Source organism: Sulfuracidifex metallicus DSM 6482 = JCM 9184 (genome assembly GCA_032834875.1).
GTDB lineage: Archaea > Thermoproteota > Thermoprotei_A > Sulfolobales > Sulfolobaceae > Sulfuracidifex > Sulfuracidifex metallicus.
The window spans coordinates 1,609,170-1,628,676 of sequence record CP135238.1 but is presented as its reverse complement, the minus strand read 5'-3'; the positions used below and the strand labels follow the sequence as shown (position 1 = coordinate 1,628,676).

At 39.7% G+C, this 19,507-nt stretch carries 23 protein-coding genes; 14 read left to right on the top strand and 9 right to left on the bottom strand.

Going from position 1 to position 19,507, the window contains the following annotated elements; all coding sequences use genetic code 11:
* Position 1 precedes the first annotated feature (1 nt).
* Positions 2–1,225 carry an HD domain-containing protein gene (locus RQ359_RS09035; protein ID WP_156016790.1) on the top strand — a complete coding sequence of 408 codons (1,224 nt, stop codon included), beginning with the start codon at positions 2–4 and terminating at the stop codon, positions 1,223–1,225.
* A 143-nt stretch (positions 1,226–1,368) separates the two neighbouring features.
* Here RQ359_RS09035 and RQ359_RS09030 read toward each other — a convergent pair whose 3' ends face one another.
* The 3 genes from RQ359_RS09030 to RQ359_RS09020 are packed head-to-tail and all read right to left on the bottom strand — an operon-like array spanning position 1,369 to position 3,465.
* Positions 1,369–1,605 (bottom strand): hypothetical protein, encoded by a 237-nt coding sequence (locus tag RQ359_RS09030; RefSeq protein ID WP_156016793.1) that lies wholly within the window; start codon positions 1,603–1,605, stop codon positions 1,369–1,371.
* A gap of 2 nt (positions 1,606–1,607) precedes the next feature.
* On the bottom strand, positions 1,608–2,378 hold the full coding sequence (locus RQ359_RS09025) for a class I SAM-dependent methyltransferase (RefSeq protein ID WP_054837883.1): 771 nt from the start codon (positions 2,376–2,378) through the stop codon (positions 1,608–1,610).
* Entirely contained in the window at positions 2,338–3,465 is a 1,128-nt protein-coding gene (locus RQ359_RS09020; protein ID WP_054837884.1) for an amidohydrolase family protein, read from the bottom strand. Before RQ359_RS09020 ends, RQ359_RS09025 begins: the two co-directional genes overlap by 41 nt.
* A 54-nt stretch (positions 3,466–3,519) precedes the next feature.
* On the opposite strand from RQ359_RS09020, the gene RQ359_RS09015 reads away from it, so the two are divergent.
* The 6 genes from RQ359_RS09015 (at position 3,520) to cutC (ending at position 7,652) form a co-directional block, all read left to right on the top strand.
* A complete protein-coding gene (locus tag RQ359_RS09015; RefSeq protein ID WP_156016795.1) occupies positions 3,520–4,356 on the top strand; it encodes a sugar isomerase in 837 nt (278 codons plus the stop codon).
* Positions 4,340–4,588: a hypothetical protein gene (locus tag RQ359_RS09010; RefSeq protein WP_156016797.1), complete on the top strand. Its 249-nt coding sequence runs from the start codon at positions 4,340–4,342 to the stop codon at positions 4,586–4,588. The genes RQ359_RS09015 and RQ359_RS09010 overlap by 17 nt, the downstream gene beginning before the upstream one ends.
* Before the next feature lie 4 nt (positions 4,589–4,592).
* Complete coding sequence (locus RQ359_RS09005) at positions 4,593–5,186, top strand: DUF1404 family protein (RefSeq protein WP_054837887.1); 594 nt, start codon at positions 4,593–4,595, stop codon at positions 5,184–5,186.
* Entirely contained in the window at positions 5,183–5,896 is a 714-nt protein-coding gene (gene cobA, locus RQ359_RS09000; RefSeq protein WP_054837888.1) for a uroporphyrinogen-III C-methyltransferase, read from the top strand. The genes RQ359_RS09005 and cobA overlap by 4 nt, the downstream gene beginning before the upstream one ends.
* Before the next feature lie 413 nt (positions 5,897–6,309).
* Positions 6,310–7,146: a glyceraldehyde dehydrogenase subunit beta gene (cutB, locus tag RQ359_RS08995; protein WP_054837889.1), complete on the top strand. Its 837-nt coding sequence runs from the start codon at positions 6,310–6,312 to the stop codon at positions 7,144–7,146.
* Positions 7,143–7,652: a glyceraldehyde dehydrogenase subunit gamma gene (gene cutC / locus RQ359_RS08990; RefSeq protein WP_054837890.1), complete on the top strand. Its 510-nt coding sequence runs from the start codon at positions 7,143–7,145 to the stop codon at positions 7,650–7,652. Before cutB ends, cutC begins: the two co-directional genes overlap by 4 nt.
* A 2-nt stretch (positions 7,653–7,654) precedes the next feature.
* On the opposite strand, the gene RQ359_RS08985 is transcribed toward cutC, so the two are convergent.
* Positions 7,655–8,206, bottom strand: a complete 552-nt coding sequence (locus RQ359_RS08985) for a nucleotidyltransferase family protein (protein ID WP_240900101.1) — start codon at positions 8,204–8,206, stop codon at positions 7,655–7,657.
* Positions 8,207–8,226: 20 nt separating this feature from the next.
* Between RQ359_RS08985 and RQ359_RS08980 the strand changes: the two genes are divergently transcribed.
* A complete protein-coding gene (locus RQ359_RS08980) occupies positions 8,227–8,655 on the top strand; it encodes a CoxG family protein (protein WP_054837892.1) in 429 nt (142 codons plus the stop codon).
* Between the two features lie 129 nt (positions 8,656–8,784).
* Positions 8,785–9,195 (top strand): SRPBCC domain-containing protein, encoded by a 411-nt coding sequence (locus tag RQ359_RS08975; protein ID WP_054837893.1) that lies wholly within the window; start codon positions 8,785–8,787, stop codon positions 9,193–9,195.
* Here RQ359_RS08975 and RQ359_RS08970 read toward each other — a convergent pair whose 3' ends face one another.
* Positions 9,196–10,764: a GTP-binding protein gene (locus tag RQ359_RS08970; protein ID WP_156016801.1), complete on the bottom strand. Its 1,569-nt coding sequence runs from the start codon at positions 10,762–10,764 to the stop codon at positions 9,196–9,198.
* Between the two features lie 91 nt (positions 10,765–10,855).
* Here RQ359_RS08970 and RQ359_RS08965 point away from each other — a divergent pair, with 91 nt between their 5' ends.
* Complete coding sequence (locus RQ359_RS08965; RefSeq protein WP_054837964.1) at positions 10,856–11,326, top strand: ZPR1 zinc finger domain-containing protein; 471 nt, start codon at positions 10,856–10,858, stop codon at positions 11,324–11,326.
* Here the strand turns inward: RQ359_RS08965 and hsp20 are convergent.
* Together hsp20 and mce are read right to left on the bottom strand one after the other, a co-directional pair.
* Positions 11,295–11,810: an archaeal heat shock protein Hsp20 gene (gene hsp20 / locus RQ359_RS08960; protein WP_054837894.1), complete on the bottom strand. Its 516-nt coding sequence runs from the start codon at positions 11,808–11,810 to the stop codon at positions 11,295–11,297. The two genes, RQ359_RS08965 and hsp20, sit on opposite strands and share 32 nt — an antisense overlap.
* Before the next feature lie 191 nt (positions 11,811–12,001).
* Entirely contained in the window at positions 12,002–12,418 is a 417-nt protein-coding gene (mce, locus tag RQ359_RS08955; protein ID WP_054837895.1) for a methylmalonyl-CoA epimerase, read from the bottom strand.
* A gap of 89 nt (positions 12,419–12,507) precedes the next feature.
* On the opposite strand from mce, the gene RQ359_RS08950 reads away from it, so the two are divergent.
* Positions 12,508–14,169, top strand: a complete 1,662-nt coding sequence (locus RQ359_RS08950) for an acyl-CoA mutase large subunit family protein (protein WP_054837896.1) — start codon at positions 12,508–12,510, stop codon at positions 14,167–14,169.
* Here RQ359_RS08950 and RQ359_RS08945 read toward each other — a convergent pair.
* Both RQ359_RS08945 and RQ359_RS08940 read right to left on the bottom strand, forming a co-directional pair.
* Positions 14,159–14,707 (bottom strand): phosphoribosyltransferase, encoded by a 549-nt coding sequence (locus tag RQ359_RS08945; RefSeq protein ID WP_054837897.1) that lies wholly within the window; start codon positions 14,705–14,707, stop codon positions 14,159–14,161. The two genes, RQ359_RS08950 and RQ359_RS08945, sit on opposite strands and share 11 nt — an antisense overlap.
* The gene (locus RQ359_RS08940; protein WP_054837898.1) at positions 14,700–15,809 is read right to left on the bottom strand and encodes an alkaline phosphatase family protein; all 1,110 of its coding nucleotides are present in this window, start codon (positions 15,807–15,809) and stop codon (positions 14,700–14,702) included. Before RQ359_RS08940 ends, RQ359_RS08945 begins: the two co-directional genes overlap by 8 nt.
* Before the next feature lie 40 nt (positions 15,810–15,849).
* Between RQ359_RS08940 and RQ359_RS08935 the strand changes: the two genes are divergently transcribed.
* The 3 genes from RQ359_RS08935 to RQ359_RS08925 all read left to right on the top strand — a co-directional run bounded on the left by RQ359_RS08935 (position 15,850) and on the right by RQ359_RS08925 (position 19,381).
* The gene (locus tag RQ359_RS08935; protein WP_256201771.1) at positions 15,850–15,972 is read left to right on the top strand and encodes a hypothetical protein; all 123 of its coding nucleotides are present in this window, start codon (positions 15,850–15,852) and stop codon (positions 15,970–15,972) included.
* Positions 15,969–17,504, top strand: a complete 1,536-nt coding sequence (locus tag RQ359_RS08930; protein WP_156016803.1) for a phytoene desaturase family protein — start codon at positions 15,969–15,971, stop codon at positions 17,502–17,504. The genes RQ359_RS08935 and RQ359_RS08930 overlap by 4 nt, the downstream gene beginning before the upstream one ends.
* Before the next feature lie 191 nt (positions 17,505–17,695).
* Entirely contained in the window at positions 17,696–19,381 is a 1,686-nt protein-coding gene (locus RQ359_RS08925) for an AAA family ATPase (protein ID WP_420856780.1), read from the top strand.
* The last annotated feature ends 126 nt before the right edge of the window (positions 19,382–19,507 follow it).

The window sequence follows — 19,507 nt, the reverse complement described above, 5'->3', positions numbered from 1 at the left end:
TATGAAACTTGTAAGGGATCCAGTTCATGGCTACATAGAGTTAGATGAAAGGGTTCTCAAGCTAGTCTCAGATCCTTTCTTTCAAAGGCTGCGTCATGTAACACAAACAGGTCTAGCTTACATGGTATACCCTGGAATGACACACAAGAGATTTGAACATAGCCTTGGTACAATGTATTTGGCTAAAGAATTCAGCTCTTTTATCAAGAGGAATTCTGAAGTTGATTTCCTCACTACAGAGATGATTTCCCTTATTTCTATAGCGGGGCTCTTACATGACATCGGCCATATGCCCTTTTCTCATACATTTGAGAACGTTTTAGCTACTTTAAGACAAGTCTACGGTGAGGAAGTTATTGAACAAGGTAAAAAGACTCATGTAATAATGGGAGAAAAAATAATCTCTGAGGAATTGTCCTCGGTTCTAGAGAAGGAGTTCTCATTTGTGGGTGTGGATCCAGTTAAGTTCATAATTAACGTGATATCTGGAAAGTATAACACTGAGGAAGAGAAACTGGCTTCTCTGCTCATTTCTAGCTTCATAGACTCGGATAGATCCGATTATTTATTAAGGGATTCATACTTCGCTGGGGTAGATTACGGTAGGTTTGATATTGAAAGGCTAAAGAGGGTAATGTTATATGTTGATGGAAATCTTGCTATCCTCAAAAAAGCTACTCCAATTGTTGAGGAATTCCTGTTGGCTAGGATGTACATGTATGAAAACGTTTATTTTCATAGCGTTGTTGGTATGTATAACGCAATAGCTACACATGGCATAGCAAAGCTGATAAGGGAAAGCATAATCGAAGTGCCTTTGCGGCCTAAAGAACTTCTTAAGTTAAACGAGTTCAACATCATGTCCGAATTACAGAAGCACGGCGACGAGTTCTATATTGGTTTAATGGAGAGAAAGGGATTTAGAAGGATCAAACAAGACATAACCAAAGAGTGCATCAATGCCGACGAAATCAGGGATGAGGCAATGAAGGAGAGCTTTGAGACAAACGGCCTTATTATGTACCACGATTTCTTTGACGTACCTTACATGGAGGACCTAGGAGAGGCAATTTACATATATGACGGGAAAGAGATTGAAAGGTTCTCTTCAGTTTCTACCATGGTGAGAAGCATGAAGGAATTGAAGAAAGCTATTGTAGCATATCACGTGAAGGTAAAGGACAGAATTGATAAACTGGAGAGAATGATCAAGGAATGCAAATGAAGAGTAGGCTTTTTTCCTTTTTTCATATATTACAATATGGATACTTAACTCTCAAGATCATACAAATTTAATATAACTAAGTTTTTGCCACCAAAATGTTATTTTTTAATTTAACATTTTTTCACTTTCGAATTCACGACCGGTTATCGGAACGCACTCATTAACTCTCCAGCGAAGATAACCGCGTTGGAGTACTCCGTGAATACTCCCTTTTTTTCTTCCTTTCCTTCCCTTAAAAGAGTTACAACGTAAAAGATTTTTCCATCCTTCTGGAAGTTCCTCGACTTCCTTCTGGAAAAAGTTATAGTGTAGATTCCTACTTCAACTCTCTTAACTTGCGACACGTAAAAGCCTAATCTCATAATCATAAAGTAGTCCAAGGTTACACCCTTATATCTACGACTACGTGATACAATCCAGGTTTAACACTCCTTACTATGCGGGCGAACTCGCCCTTGAACTTCTGCATGGCTACCTTCCGTGGGTCTTCTCCCTTCTTAACTTGTATTCGAGCAAATAAATGAATGAATGAGTTCCCTTTACCTTTTACCTTCTGTTTTGCCACCTCAAATGCTTCCTCATCTCTCTCTGGCAGAGGACATATAATCCTGTCAGCTTCCTCCAGTCGATAAATTTTCTTAAAGGCATCACCTAATATAGGTATAACGCCGTAAGCCTTGTTTAGCTCTAAATTGACTAGCGTGTAATAGTAAGCAAAGGGATTTAGATCTATAGAGTACACTTTCCCAGCACCTTTAAGCAAAGACAGAATAGAAAATGGACCGTAACCTGAGAACATGTTGATCACAACTTCTCCCTTCCTTACCATACTAGGGATTCTATTATGTTCATAGGATAAGGTTTGAGAGAAGAATACCTTGGTGAAATCTAGGAAGAACGAAGCACCGTTCTCCCTATATATGGTTTCACTCCTTTTATCGCCTAACAAATGAACGTAATGGGATAGTCTATAGTCGCCTTCGGTTCCTCTAAGCCTACCCCACACCGACTTGACATGAGGGTTGTCCTTCATTATCTGCTCTGCAAATGGAACTAGATCTTGAGGGCTAACATCAAATGGAATTCCTATTACTGCTATGTCGCCTATTGTTTCAATTCTTTTCCAAATTTCTAATCTCTGTCTCGAACTCATCTACCTTATCCCTTATCCTCTCTATTTCCTTGAGCCCAATGTTTATAGGAGCTCCACCGTCAAGTACGGCGTCACCATTGACTATTACAGTCTCTGGATATGCAATAGAAAATATTAGGCTTTCGTAAGGCGATGTCTGATCTAATGGGAAAGCTGGAGGTTCGTCGAGCTCGAAAACCACAACGTCGCCTATGTAACCTGCTTCTATCTTACCGTACTTATCGCGACCTAATTGGGAATATCCCCATGATGTAGCCGAATTGAAGGCTTCCTCAGGGACCAAGAGTAATCTTGTTACTGCTAGCTTTAATTCGAAAAGTGGATCGAAGGATGGCGTAAGGTCTAAGGCTAGACTTGGCTTATACTTACTCAAAGGAAAGTTAGATACCTCGAAGGAAGGAGTCCAAGCTAGTCCTCCTTGCAAAGATAACTTCTTCAGGTCTTTCCTTGATCCACCCCCTAAACCTATTACGTGAGCACCATTCAAATCGGCTTCAGACAAATCCACATCTCTCTCAACCAGAACGGGAATTTTATACGTCCTCGAGACATCTAACACGTTCTTTAATTGATCCTGGTTCGCTACCCTTAGAATTACCCTATTTTCGTCTCCCGAGCTCCACCTATTATATAAGGTTGAAAACTCCTTCTCCCAGTTGGCATCATTATCTACAGTTACCGCCAAAACTGGACGAATGCCAACCTCTGAAACGGCCCTCGCAGTTAGATCCAAGTGAGGTCCACTGAACACAACAGTTCCCACTCCCCTCTTTAATAGATGGTAAGCTCCAGCCATTGCAAAGTAATACGCATCATTAGACGACATAACGTCTAGAATCTTTTGAGGATTTAATTTCCCCATAAATACCTTATATCTGAAAGGATATAAATAAAGATAAGAATTCATAACCAGCATCGCTGGAGTTACTAACCTATTTTTACCCCCTACTTCAAGATCGGGATAATCGAAACCCTCGATTTCCTTTGTGGAAACTCCCTTAATAACGCCGTCCTCTATGCCCACATTGGCATTCTTCATGGGCTTATCTGAACCTATTGTGACTCCGGATTTCAGCAGAATCTGCATGGAACGTAATTAACTTGAGAAATAATTAAGTTATACATATCTTCGGTGAGATGTTTGTACATCGAGGAAATAGAGCGAGAGTTGAACCAAGAATTCAGAGTGGAAACTGACATTAGGCTCAGCCAAGCTTATGTGATAGGTGCGGGGGACTCATTCGCCTCATCTATCACTATTGAAGGAGAAACTGGAGGGAGATTTAGGGCTATTGATCCTTACGACGGTTTCTCTTTCGACCTTAAGGGAAAACCAACTATATTTGTCTCGGTTTCAGGAAAACCATTTTATAACATTAGATTAGCCAAAAAGCTCAAGGGATCAAGTGAAACTTACGCTATAACAGCGAATCCCTCTTCTCAATTGGCTGAATCTGTAGATCACGTGATAAAAATTCCTTACAAGTCAAAAAAACCTCTACCCGGCACACTATCCTTTTTGATGACCACTTACGTCCTCTTTAAAATTGCGGGGATAGAACCAAATGTAGAAGAGAGACAAGATACCTACACGTTGGGAAATAATCCATTCTTTGTGGGCTCTAATGGAAATTACGGCATTAGCGTTTTCGCTTACCTTAAAATGAGCGAAATATTTGGAATTCAATCTAACGCTGAGAGAACCGAGCAGTTCTGTCATTCCCCAGTATTCTCAACTAAAGGAAGACAGATAGTAATCTTAGGCAATTCAGAAAGAGAGAAGAAGTTAGCCAAGTTTATAGACTTCACGGATGTGAAGTTTACTGGAATAAGGGATCCGATCTCTAATGCAATCATTTTCCTGAAATCTCTATTGTCAAAAATGAAGAGAGATAACTGGGACAAAATATTCTTTTTAGACTGCAGAAAAATATTAAACGTTAGCTCTAATATGATCTATTATGACTCAGGTTCCTGAACTTGACTTAACTGTAGCTGATACAAAGTGTGGATCTGATTCTCCATCAGTAAGAATAATGAGGTTCTGGGTTGAAGTTGGAGGAGAAAAGGACATTATTATAAAAGCATTGAAGGGAGTTCAGGTTGACCAAGTAGACATGTGGGCAATAGCCATGGAGGATAAGGGAGTAAAGATTCTAGAAAAGAAAGATGAAGGAAACATAGTGTTATACAAGGTTCGCCTTCCTTGAGGTAATGAAATTGAACTATTTGATTTTAGCTAAATATATTGGTTTTTTCTTAGCCGCAATTTCAGTTGTAACCTACAGTTTCGCGGGACCGATAGTAAGGATATTCACTTTTCAAGGATTGATAGTTTCGGGAGGATTGTTAGGATGGTATACGTTAATTTATAACTCTCCTAAAGATAAAGTAATTGAAATAGATGGCGAACACGTTCCCACGGCATCTGTGCTATTAAGGAGGAGAGCTTTAATGGGAGTTCCAGTATCGATTCTCTTAATCGCAGTTTGGCAAATACCTACATTTTTCCGACTTGCCTATAGCGATACTCCCTTCTTCATCCTAGCTCCAATATCGACCTTCATAGGAGGATTCATGATTGGATATTTCATTTCTTCCCTGAAGTTTGTAGAAAGGGCTGTACTTTTCCTACTTGGACTGATGGGAAGTATGTCAACTATAGTTATAGCTTACATTGATTCATCTTCGCTTGGAGAAAGTCAAACTGATATACTTGATGTAGTATTACTCCTTATTTATCTGATCATAGTGCCAGAAGCCATGACAATAATATATTATATCATGAGAAAGGCGAAGGGATTTTGAAAGGTAAGGTTTACATAGTTGGAGTTGGACCTGGAGATCCGGATTTAATTACATTGAAAGCTGTGAAAGTGATACAACAAGCAGACGTAATTCTATACGATAGGCTGATCAATGAGAGCCTCCTTAATTTTTCAAAGCATGGAGACAAAATATACGTAGGAAAAGGAATAGGTGAAGCTTGGAAACAGGAGAAAATAAACGATACTCTAGTAAAGGAAGCAGAAGCTGGCAAAATAGTTGTAAGAATGAAAGGTGGAGATCCAACAGTGTTTGGAAGAGGAGAGGAGGAATGTTTACATGTCTCTAGGCACGGAATTCCATGCGAGATAATACCTGGCGTCAGCAGTGCTATAGCGGTTCCAGAGGTAGCTGGCATACCAATAACTAGCAGGTTGGTAGGCGCGTCTGGTTTCGCCGTAGTGTCAGGAACAAGGGTATCAGGAGAGCTGGACCCAGACTTCATACCTAAGAAGGGTACTGTAATAATTCTGATGGGAATACACGACATAGAGAAAGTTGAAAAAGCCCTGCTTATGAAGAGGGAAAGGGATGAGAAAGTTGCAATAATCGAGAATGGAACTTTACCTTGTCAGAGAGTAATTAAGGGTCAGTTAAAGGATTTAACAAAGCTTGTGAAGGAAAATAAGGTAAGGTCGCCTGCAGTGTTGGTCGTTGGAGAAGTGATAGACTTAAGTTTTACTCTGAAGTAGAAATGATGAAATTAGCTATCCAATCTCTTGAGAGACAAGCTGGCTTAAACTTGACTGTAGTAATTTTCTCTTGGCGGTATTGAAGAAGAACCGACTTCATTGTTGTTATGTTTCCGTTGGATGAAAAAATCAACTAGTTAATAGAATAAGTATGTACGTTATTCTTGAAAGCTAACTTAATCGTAATAGGTCATAAGGCAAGAAAAAACATGCCGTAGATTAACACACTCCTTAGCGATCTCTCATATTTATATATAAAAATTCAAATATCTTAGATTACTTTATTTAATGAAAACAATCTTTTAATAATTATTATTATACAATATAAGAGAGAAAAACTTTTACCTTACTCCAAAATTGCTAATTCCATAAGTATTCCATTAGATTAAAAACTTCTGTGTTTACTATTACTTGTGTACCCTCCAAAATTCGGTTATGTTATTCCGGAAAGCGTGAAAGAAGCAATTGAGTTCCTTGAAAGCCACGATGATGCTAGACCTCTAGCTGGAGGACATTCTCTAATTCCTATGCTTAAATTAAGAATAATTAGACCGTCGTACTTGATAGAGTTGAAAACTTTACAAGAACTGAAGGGATTAAGGAAGGAAGGAGAGAATTACGTTATAGGAGCACTAGCCACTCATTACGAAGTGAAGAACGCGAAAATACCACTTCTAAGTCAAACCGCCTCAGTTATTGCAGACCCACAAGTTAGAAACATGGGAACCATAGGTGGAAGCATATCAAACGCCGATCCACTATCTGATTACCCTGCACCTCTGATAGCAATGGATGCTAAAGTGATAATAACATCAAGTAAAGGCGAAAGACAAGTGGAGTTTTCTCAGTTCCAAAAGGACATGTTCACAACGGATCTATCTCAAGGGGAATTAGTTAAAGCTATAGTAGTACCTTTATTGCAAGGATACAAGACAGTCTATGAAAAACTGGAAAGAAAGGCTGGAGATTATGCAATAGTAGGGGTCGCCGTGGCACTAAAGGAAGAGGAAGGTGTAATCAAAGACGTTAGAATAGGTCTTACTGCGGTAAACAATAAGGCAATGAGGGCCAAAGCTTCTGAGGAAATTTTAATTAACAATTCCCTTTCCGAAGATCTTATTTCAAAAGCTGCAATTGCAGCAATTGACTATGCAGATCCTACCACCGATATAAGAGGATCGGCGGAATACAAAAAGAAAATGGTAAAGGTTATGACTGAGAAAGCACTAAAGAGTCTGGTGAGACAATGAAAGTTGTAGAACCTAACGAAAAAGTAGCAATAAAGCTGAAAGTAAACGGTAAAGAATACGAAGAAGTAGTTGAGCCAAGAAGACTTCTCGTTCATGTCTTACGTGACTTGGGATTCACTGGCGTTCATGTAGGTTGCGATTCTTCTAACTGTGGAGCATGTACGGTAATTATGAACGGAAAATCGGTAAAATCATGTACCCTTTTAGCCATAGAAGCTAACGGAGCTGAAATAACGACGGTTGAAGGTCTTAGCAGCAACGGTAAACTGCATCCTATTCAAGAGGGATTTTGGGAGAAACACGGACTTCAATGCGGTTATTGCACTCCCGGAATGATAATGGAAGCTTACTTCCTTTTAAAGGAGAATCCTAACCCAACGGAGGAGGAAATAAGGGAGGGAATCTCAGGGAACCTATGTAGATGCACTGGTTATCAAAACATAGTAGAGGCCATAAAGTACGCCTCAGAGAAAATGAAGAAACAAGAGATAGAGAAAACCACGTGAGATTAAGGTAAATCTTCCTTTTCATCTATATCCCTCAATATCCCTTCACTACACTCCACCTCTTTTATTTTCATTTCACTTATCAAATTTCTCATACCTTGATCTCCTGTTATTTTATCTAGGAATCTTAACATAACGGACGTCCTAAATAGAACTGGATTTCCTCTTCTCCCTCCATGAACGGGAACTACGACTTCTCCTTCTGCATTATCGATTATCTTTTTGACGTCTTCCTGACTTAAGAATGGCATATCTCCCAGAACTATTAAAATAAATTCATGTTCCTTCATGAATCTAACTCCAAGCTTTATCGATGTACTCATACCCTCGTACCACTTGGGATTATATATTACAACCTCTTCTTTAAGAAAGGGAATCAATTCATCAGCATACTTGCCAACTATTATTACCCTATCAATGTTAATCACCGAGATTACCTTCTTTATTATAGGTTCACCATTCAATTTGAATAGCAGTTTATTTCCGCCGAACCTTTTTCCTTCTCCCGCAGCTAATATCACGGCACCGACGTCTACCATATGTTTATTTTCCATTCGTTCGCCTATATAATACCATGAAATACGAAGGGCAAGTAAACGTGAACGCATCAAGGCAGGAGATTATGTCTTACATGGATAACATAGAGAAGCTAGTTCCCTGCTTCCCTAAAATTAAACAGTTCTCTAAAAATCAGGACGGATCTTATGACGTAATAGGTAGCGTGGGTATAGGTTTCATAAAGGGGGAATATAAGGCAAATGTAAAGTTAGAGAAAATAAATGACGAAAGTCTAAAAATGACGGCTAAAGGAAAGGGAATGAACAGTAACGTGGACATAGATGCGACCATACAAGTACAAGACAATCTCATAAAATACTCAGCCGAAGTTAAGGTATCTGGTACATTGGCAACTGTAGGGGCTAGAATGATGGGATCTGCAGTAGAGGGTATAGTAAATGACCTTTTCTCATGTTTTAAAAAACAAATAGAGAAAACACAATAAAAGGAAAAAGAGAAGAGGGAAAATCTCTCTTCTACATTGTATATTTTCACAGTAAGAGAGATTTATTTAGCTATGTGTCAAGACAAACGTAACTAACTATTTTTAATCCCTCATTATAATTTCTAAAGCATGGAAATCGATGGAGAGGAAAGCATAAAGGACAGCATTAGTCTAATTTCATTTTTATCTAAGAAGGAGAATTTAATGTGTTGCATACCGGGAGTTACAAGCAGGAACGGAGACAAGTTCATCACTAAGACAAAGGTAGGTTTCATTTCGATAGAGTTGAATGGAGAGATAAAGGATTTTGAAGTAAATAATAATGTAATTAAGAATACCATAGAAATTCAGGGCGCAGGGATGGAAGTAGTAGTTAAAACCACCCTTGACGTTGAGGAAAAAGTCCTAAAGTGGAAGGTAGAATATGAAGCTAAGGGAAGTTTGGCTCAGTCCTTTAGGAAGATAATAGATGGCCAAGCAGAAAAGGTAGCCAAGGATATAATCTCATGCAGCTTAGAGAAGTCTGGTGCACTGAAGTAACTAAGCTAATGGCTCTAAGACCACACCGATCCCCCTAGTTCTACCTTCTCTAAAAACGAATATCTGACCTTTCTCTATATATTCAGGATTATATAGGAAATGAAGGATAACCTCGCTTGAATCACCGCTCCTTAGAACTTTCTTATATATTTTCTCGAACTTCACAGCCTGCCTAAGAGTATAGAGATGCATCGTAGCTACGTAACCTTCCCTTATTGTAGTAGGATGATGAAGAATGAATACCCTAGCCTTGAACCGTTTCACTGCAAGACCCTTATTCTTTGACATTATCATACCCTTCCTGAGATATTCCTTATTCACTCCTTGTATTGCAAATGTAGCAATGTAGCCTTCGCTCGCCCTGTCTACGAATACTCTATTTATTTGAATACTCTTTACCTTCACTTGTTTGAATTCTCCGGCTTTGTCTGGACCTATGTAAAAGTCTTCATTTGATGAGACGGAACCTCTAACTACTGAACCCAGTACGACTGGACCTACTCCCGTTACATTGTATATTTCATCTATGTAAACTAAAGGTAACTCATCAACTATCCTTTTTGTAGATGAAGGTAAGACGTTCAAAAGCTTCAAAAGGAGATCTATACCCTTTCCAGTAACATTAGAAACCTTAAATATGGGCACTACCCTAGTCGTCTTCATTGCTAGAATTGAATTTAAAAGGTCTCCTTCGTCCTCAACTTCAAGGGCTAGTCTGTTTATTCCTGGTATCTTTAGGACCGACTTGACGTCATTTATAATCTGATCTATACGTTCCTTTGGATACTTATCTACCTTAGTTATTACAACAAAAACTGGGAATTTTAATATAGAAGCTATGGCAAGATGTTCCCTTCCCATTGTGCTCAGACCATCGTCAGCCCCAACAACCAACATCACATAATTCACATCGTAGCCTAGAAGTCCTTTAAGGGTGGTCCTAAGGTATCTCTCATGTCCTCCAAGGTCAATTAGCCTAATCACCTTTGAGCTCTTCATTGTTATGTCGGCTTCGTCTAGAGGATCTCTAACGCTCCTATTCACTACCTCTCCCTTATCGTCGAAGCCTAACAATCTCATGCTAATTGACGAGGTTCGACCTGAAATTACTTCATGCAGATGTCTGGCTACAACTGCCCTAAGTGATCCGTTGCCATCATCATATTTACCTGAAATTAAAACTCCAGTTAAAGTGCTCTTGCCAGCGTTAACGTGGCCCATCACAGCTAGATTGATTTCAATGGGAACTTGATCCCTAAAGAGCCTCACTAAAACCTCTGCAACTTCTCTTCCTCTTCCTATTTCAACAATTCTTTTATATACTATTTTAGCATTTACTAGCTCGGCTATCTTCTCTAGTGCGTCCAAGCTTTTTTGCATCTCCTCCTTGGTCATTCCAATAACGTCTCCGTCGTTGCTTACTCCTAAAACGTAGAAAGCTTCGCCATTTCCCTCCTCAAGTCTAAATCTCATTTGCGTGGCAAGCGATTCTAATCTGTTCTCATCCAAGGCTGAAAGAATAAGTTTATATTCTATCTTGCCTAAATCGCTTTCGCGCGGATACTTCATTAAACCACTTGCACAAATTATAAATAACGAAAGTCGTAAATAAATCTTAATTGGTGTTACCTTGGAACCAATCCTAATTTTTAAGGAAGTAATGAAATGCCCAGTCTGCGGTAATGAAACCTTAGAAGCCAAAGATTACCTTTACGAAGTACCGGAGGCTGGGAAAATTACTTTGTCCAACTGGGAGTGTTCTTCGTGCGGATATAAATATAGAGACGTTAAGCCTTACGAAGTAGCTGAACCTAAGAGAATTGAGCTTTCCGTCGAAAACGATGATGACCTAACCTCGATAGTTTATAGATCATCCTTCGCTAAGGTTATAATACCAGAGCTTGGATTCGAAGTAGAACCCTTAAATGGAACAGGAACAATTACCACAGTAAGAGGTCTTATAGAGGTCTTCTTAGATGAAATAGGCGACTTGATGGATACTCGAGATTTAAAAGATGCGATGGAAGGAAAAAGGAAGTTCACTTTAATAATTGAGGATACATCTGGCTTAAGCTTCGTTAAAAACGTAAAGGCTAAAGTTACTCAATTTTTATCTCCTTCCCCTCCATAGCCTTGGGGTTTTTCTTCTTTAGCGTGATCTCAACTATTCCATTCTTATAGCTTGCCTTAGCTGAATTCTCATCTACTTCGCTTGGTAGCTCAACTTCAGCATAGTACTTCTTAGGTGCTGAATCTGAAGTGAAAAGCACTAACTTCTGTCCAACTATCTTCAGTTTAACGTCGTCCTTGCTTATCCCCGGCACCTCAGCCACCACCTTTATGTCGTCTCCTTTTTCCAACACGTCTACTAAGGGCTCTATCTGATCGCTTACTATGGGTTTGCCCTGCATTTTCTTGACATTACCAAACTCCTCAATTTTTGGAGTGCCGTCTGGACCTACGCTGATTTTGACTCCATATATGTAAGGACCGTTATCACCAGATTCCTTAGATATTCCTCTCATGAATTCACGTTCTAATCTCCTAAATTCCTCGTCCATTTCAGCCATTATTTCGTCCATTATATCGAATATACTCCTTCTCTTTACGGGCATGTGGATCACTGTGTAAATGTTGAATTACGAAGACTTAAAATTTTCTATCATGATTTAACCAATATCCAAGTTTTGTTTAAACTTTTGTAAAGCGATTAGATTTAAAGGGATTAGTGCAAAAATTTTGTAACTGAGTAGACCAGAATCCTTAAAAAAATGCAAAATAAGCCTCTCTTTCAATAAAACACAGATTAATGCTGAACTAACTCTAAAAGTAATCCCATTACACTCTTGGGGTGTACGAAAGCTACAGTATGCCCCATAGCTCCCGGCCTTGGGGTCTTATCTATCAATGTTAGACCTTTATTTTCTAAGTCTTTAAGAGAAGCTGAAATGTCAGAGACCTTAACTGCTAGATGATGCATTCCTTGTCCCTTGGTCTTAAGGAATTTGGCCACGGTGTTATTCATATCTTCATGATTTACTGGCTCTAGTAATTCAATCGCCGTCTCACCCTCCTTTCCCCTCATGAAGGCTACCTTGAGTCCTCTGTCGTTCAATACGTCCTTATATATGCACTTCATCCCCAGTTTCTCCTCATAAAATTTTATCGCTTGATCTATATTTTCTACAACTACTCCTACGTGGTCTATTTCCTGCGTTTCCATGAAGGTAAATAATCAATTTAGACTTATAAGCTTGTTCAAAAACGCAAAGATTATATACTATTTAAACCTAATGTAGATGGGTATTTCTCTTGGACATAGAAAATAAAATAAATGAATGGAACGAGAAGGTATACAAAACTTGGTTGGCTAAGAGACCTGAGAGAAAGAAGGTATTCAGAACACCGTCTGGAATTGAGGTCAGTCCTCTATATACTCCTCTAGATGTGAAAGGAAATTACATGGAAAAAGTTGGCTTACCTGGTGAATACCCTTACACTAGAGGAATTTACCCTAACATGTATAGGGGAAGAATATGGACAATAAGGCAATACGCTGGGTTTGGTTCGGCAGACGATACTAACAAGAGATTTAGAGGGTTACTTGCAGCTGGACAGACTGGACTGAGCATGGCTTTTGACCTACCAACTCAGCTGGGCCTTGATCCTGATCATATTTTAGCTATGAGCGAGGTAGGTGTAGTTGGAGTCTCAGTTTTTCATTGGAAGGAAATGGACAGAGTAATGGATCAAATTCCCTTAGATAAGGTATCTACGTCGATGACAATTAATGCTACAGCAATGGAGTTGGTCTCAATGTATGCTGCTACTGCAGAAAGCAGAGGCATACCCATGAAAGTTCTAGACGGAACTGTGCAGAACGATATCTTGAAGGAATACATTGCTAGAAAGAACTTCATTTATCAACCTGAACCTTCCATGAGATACGCTATAGACGTAATAGAGTATGCCGCCAAGAACATGCCTAAATGGCACTCTATCAGCATAAGCGGATATCATATCAGGGAAGCAGGAGCTGACGCACCTTTGGAAGTGGCCTTCACCCTGGCCGATGGAATAGAGTACGTTAAACATACAATGGAAAGAGGTATTCCAGTCGACGATTTCGCTTCTCATCTATCATTCTTCTTCGCCGGATATACCAACATATTTGAAGAGATAGCAAAGTTCAGGGCAGCAAGAAGAATGTGGGCTAAGATAATGAAGGAAAGATTCAATGCGAAGAAGCCTGAATCCCTAATGTTAAGGTTCCACACCCAGACTGGAGGTGCAGAGCTAACTGCACAGCAACCTGAAATCAACATAGTTAGAACAACCTTGCAAGCACTTGCCGCGGTTATTGGAGGAACTCAAAGTCTTCACGTGAACTCTTATGATGAAGCTTTGTCATTACCAAGCGAGAAAGCAGCGAAAATTGCAATAAGAGTACAGCAAATAGTAGCTCACGAGAGCGGTGCGGCTGATACTGTAGATCCACTAGCTGGAGCATACTATATAGAGTGGCTGACAGACCAGATAGAGGAGAGGGCATGGAAGATAATAGACACTATCGACTCCATGGGTGGCATGCTTAAGGCAATAAACGCGGGCTATCCACAGTCTCAGATAGCAGAAAGTGCCTATAGAATACAACAAATGATCGAAACTGGAGAAATGATAAAGGTGGGAGTCAATATGTATTATGAACCCGACTGGGTTGGAACTACCGAAGTTTTCAGAGTTAGACCGGAAGTGAGGGATACCGTAATGGAGAGACTCAGGAAATACAGGGGAGAAAGGGACGAGATAAAAGTGAGAGATTCCCTCAATGAATTGAGGAAAGTGGCTGAAAACACAAGCGTTAACATGTTCCCCTACATGTATAACGCAATCAAGGCAGGTGCTACTGTTGGAGAAACTAGCAAGACCTTAAGGGAAGTATGGGGAGAATATAAGGAGCCAATTATTTTCTAGAGTAGTGGGTCTCCCTTAATTTCCTTTCTATTTCTAGATATTTCTCTTTGTTGTCCACATTTACTTCAGGAATTTCCCTAACCACGTCCCACTTATCCCAGGGGAAAACAATCCATTTATCAATCATCTTATAATAGAAATCTGGATACTTCCTAGCCCAAGGCTTTATGTATACGGTGGCATATTTCACCGACTTAGGGTTAAACATAGAAAGGACGTTAGACACTGCCTCTAAAGTCTCTCCGCTGTCAGCTACATCGTCCACGACTAACACATCCTTCCCTTCTATATCGTCCACACAAACAGACTTTACCACCGGTTTAACATCCTTCTTTCCCACGTTCTTGTAAAGCTTTATCTCAATATACCTGATTCTTTCTATGTTAAGAATATCCTTCAAAAGCTTTGAGGGGACTACCCCACCAGTTGGTATTGCAACTATAACCTCTGGAACGAAACCAGAATCTACTGCTTGTTCTGCCACGTGAAGCATTGCTTTTTCGATCTCGTCCCAAGTGGGTATATAGAAGTCACTCACCTAATACCACCAAAGGAATTTCGAATTCTTCAGGTAAAAGTCCTCCATGATGACCCTTAAGTTTGGCGTAGTCGCCATTTTCCTTGTAATCGAAAATGTAGGACTTGTAATCTGTAGGGATGCCTATGTAATCAGGAACAAGGGAGAGGTCGTTCACCTTTCCTAGAAGACCTCTATCCGTTACCTCTTGCTTAGAAAAGACCTTAATTGAGCTATATTTTTCAGCAAAATATGGCAAAAGCTCGTACCTTGTTCTCATGAAAAGGGCCCTAGAATCGCCGTATGGAGGGATGTCAAGCATCTCCATTAAGTTCTTATCGTCCATTATAATTACTGAATCTGAAACTGTAACGTGACCATGATCCGCGGTAATGAAAGTAGAGAATCTGTCTTTGTATATCTTTGCAACGTTATATATGCCCTCAAATACTGCCTTAGCAGTGCTTAGGGTGGGTTCAACGTAGGGACCGTACTTATGAGACATCGTGTCTACATCTGGAATGTACAAATAAACGAATTCGTAATCCCGTTGTAATGCATCTGAAAAAATATAGAGGGCGTCCCAGAGGTTGGAGAATGTTTTAGTCTCGGTTGTATTCTCATGTGTAGCCTTAGAGAACTCATTACCATCTAGACCTTTTGGAACTATTTCGAGAGTCTTCTTTGAGTTCCTGTCAACTTCCTTTAAATAGCCCTTTACATTAGGAAAAACCTTGTCGAATGATATGGAGTCTTTGAAAGAGTCCCTCTGATTCACAGAAGGATGCGTGAACCTTAAGGTGTTTATTATGCCACCCATCCTCTTCACGAACGTATTGTAACCTAAAACTCCATGCTCTCCAGGAGTCATTGCTGTAAATAAGGTTGTAATAACTGTGGATGTAGTAGAAGGGAATACTGTGGTTATTTTCCTAGCCTCTTTTGGAATTCCTACCTTGGATAACGTACTCCATCCTAGACCGTCTAACAGAACCAAAGCTACCCTCTTACCGTGAACTTCCATTTTGCTGATGCAGTTTCTTTCAACGCCTAAAAACGACGATATGCCGCATGCTAGCGTATAAATATTATCCTTCGAGTAATCTGGATATAGTAAATCCATGGCATAAAGATTTATTCTAATTAATTAAGCGTTTATGGGTATGGATTCAACTTCGCTTGCTGGAATTTTAATTGAGATGTCTTACGTCGCAATGGGGCTAGTCATAGCAGGTTTTGGAGCTGGCGTAGCAATGTGGATTCTGAGGAAAAAGGGGAGAGTATGAGGTATGATGCCTTGATAATAGGAGGAGGACATAACGGGCTAGTTGCCTCCTTCTATTTAGCTAGGCGTGGACTCAAGGTAGCAGTTCTTGAAAGAAGGGAAATTGTAGGTGGTGCTTCCGTAACGGAAGAGTTATGGCCAGGCATAAGGATATCTACTGGTGCTTACGTACTAAGTTTGCTTAGACCTAGGATTATAAATGAGATGAATTTGCCTGAAAATGGGCTACACGTTTATAATAAGGATCCAGGACTTTTTCTTCCACTTGGAAGGAAAAATCTCTTCATATGGAACGATATTAAAAGGACGCAGAAGGAAATAGAAAAGTTCTCTAAGAAGGATTCATTAGCTTATTCCAAATGGATTAAGTTCTGGGATACTTTCTATGATCTTGCAGATTTCTTCATGCTTACTCCTCCCGTGACCATATCCGACGTAGGAGATTTGTTGTATAGGTTTAAAGGATCAATAGACGAAGAAAACCTAAGCAGGATTGGTAGAACGTTCCTTCAGGATGCTAGATCGTTCTTGGACGAATTCTTCGAAAGTGACGAGGTAAAATCTGCACTAATTGAGGATTCTGTGGTTGGCACATTCGCTTCTCCTTCAACTCCTGGTACAGCGTATGTATTAGCTCATCATGTAATAGGAGAGGTAAACGGAATTAAGGGAATGTGGGGGTACGTAAAGGGTGGAATGGGAGGAGTAACTTCAGCCATGGCTAGGGCATGCGAAAAGATGGGAGTTGATATTATGACATCTACCGAAGTGGAGGAAATACTAGTTAAGAACGGAGAGGTAGCTGGGGTTAAAACTAAGGATGGAAGGATTATAGAAAGTAAAATAGTTTTATCGAATGCTGATCCCAAAACAACATTCTTGAAACTCGTCAATGATGTTGACGAAGAAATCAGAAAAAGGGTTTCCGCGTTGAAGAGCAAAGGAGTATCGTTTAAAGTAGTAGGATACACAGAAGAACTCCCTGACTTCGGTAACGGGAAATCCCTTGGACCTGAACACGTTGCCTCGGAGTTGATCATGCCTAACGTAGATTACATAGAGAGAGCTTACGATGATGCAAGAGTTCTGGGATATTCAAGGGAGCCTTGGTTATCAATAAACTTTCAGACTTCCGTGGACCCAACCGTAGCTCTTCCTGGAAAACATGTGTTCTCCATTTTTGGACAGTATTTGCCCTTTAACGATAGATTAGATGACATGAAAGAAAAGATAGCAGAAATAACTTTGGAAAAAGTCAGAGAATATGCACCAAATTTCAAGCCAGTTAAATACGAGGTAATTACACCATTGGATATAAAAAGGAGATTTGGAATCTGGGAGGGAAATATATTTCACATAGATATGACGCCTGATCAATTATACATATTTAGACCTGCATTGGGTATGAGCAGATACAAAACTCCAATAAAGGGTCTCTATCTGTGCGGGTCTGGAACCCATCCGGGAGGTGGAGTGACCGGAGCTCCAGGATATAACGCTGCACATGCTGTACTGAATGATCTAAATGTTTGAAATAAAGAAATTTTCTCGTTTTCCTTATTAATGTTATTTAAACCACTGTGGCTATATATCATCTGAAAGAAATGAGTTTATCAGACTCTTTCACGAGTATTTTATTAGTCGTCGCGTTTACTATTATAGTGGTAATAGCTGTGAAATTATTCGGTAAATCAACGACAAACTTTGCCAACAGTGAAAGGGCTATGCAATTACAATCGAAGAATCAAAAGAAAATAGGGATAGAAAACAAAATCACATGGGACGATATAGGAGGATACGAGGGGCTAAAGAAGGAAATAAAGGAATACATAGAGCTTCCCCTAAAGTATGAGGGAATAGCCAAGAAGTACGGGCTAAAAGCTCCCAAGGGAATATTGCTCTTCGGACCTCCTGGATGCGGAAAGACTTTAATGATGAGAGCTCTAGCTAACGACGCTAAGATTAACTTCATTTACGTTAACATTAGCGATATAATGAGCAAATGGTACGGCGAAAGCGAAGCCAGATTGAAGGAGCTGTTCGCAAACGCGAGGAAAAATGCTCCTTGTATACTCTTCTTCGATGAAATAGATACTATAGGTGTAAAGAGAGAGAATCATACTGGGGACTCGGTAACTCCCAGACTGTTATCTCTCATGTTATCCGAAATCGATGGAATGCAGTCCGACGATGGAATGATTATCGTCGGTTCCACAAACGTACCTCAGATGTTAGATAAAGCCCTCCTTAGGGCTGGTAGGTTCGATAAGCTACTTTTCGTGAGTCCTCCAGACATAACTGCAAGAAAGGAAATTCTCAATATTCATTGTAAAGGTAAACCTCTAGCTCCAGACGTGGATTTGAATAAGATAGCCGAGATGACCGAAAGATACAGTGGAGCAGATTTAGCTAACATTTGCCAAGAGGTCGCGAGAAAGGTAGCAGCTGAAGTAATAGAAAGTGGAAAAGAGAGACAAATTCAAATGAAAGACTTCATGGACGTCATAAAAACGTATAAGCCAAGCATAACTCTGCAGATGCTGGAGGACTACGAAAAGTTCAAGCTTGACTTTGAGAGGAGGTCAACTAGGGAGATAGAGATAGAGGATAAGGGTGAATCTACTTTAGAGGATATAGGAGGTTATGAGCAAGTAAAAGCTGAGCTTAAGGAACTTTTGGAATTACAGTTCTTCCATTATAAACTTCTAGAAGAATTGAAGGTACCGCCTATAAGAGGAATATTGCTTTACGGACCTCCAGGAGTTGGAAAGACAATGATGTCTCGTGCTCTGGCAAACAGCCTAAAGGTTAAGCTAATTCCCTTAAGCGGCGCAGAGATAATGTACAAGGGTTACGAAGGAGCTATAGCTGCAATAAAGGAAGTTTTCAATAGAGCTAGAGAGAACAAGCCGTCGATAATTCTCTTAGACGAGTTGGACTCAATAGCGTCAAAAAGGAACAAGAACGTGTCAGAGTCTTCCAGAATAGTTAACCAGATTTTAACGGAAATGGACGGAATAAGAAGTCTAAAGCAAGTGGTTGTAATAGGAACTACAAATAGAATGAGCGTAATAGATTCTGCATTACTAAGGCCAGGTAGATTTGATAAGATAATAGAGATGCCTCTGCCAAATGAAGAGGAGAGGTTGGACATTCTGAACAAATATCTAGGCAAGGACGTTTGTGAAAGGGTAAATTGTGCACAGATAGCTAAGATGACCGAAGGTTACACGGGAGCAGATTTAACAGCAATAGCCAGAGAAGCTAAGATGGCTGTGCTTAAGGAAATAATTAGGGGAAACAAGGAGAGAAAATTAACTTTCGACGATATGATGTGGGCTCTAGGAAAGATAAAGCCATCCTATAAGGAAGAAAAGAGGAGAAGCGCAACGAAGAAATTACAGATGTAAATAAAAAAATGTGTGTGTATGCTCAGATACCTATGCTGACCTCTTTTATAATTTTTATAATCTCAGCGTCTCTAAAGTCATAGATCCTATACCGCAAATGATGTAATTATATTATGAAATCTATGT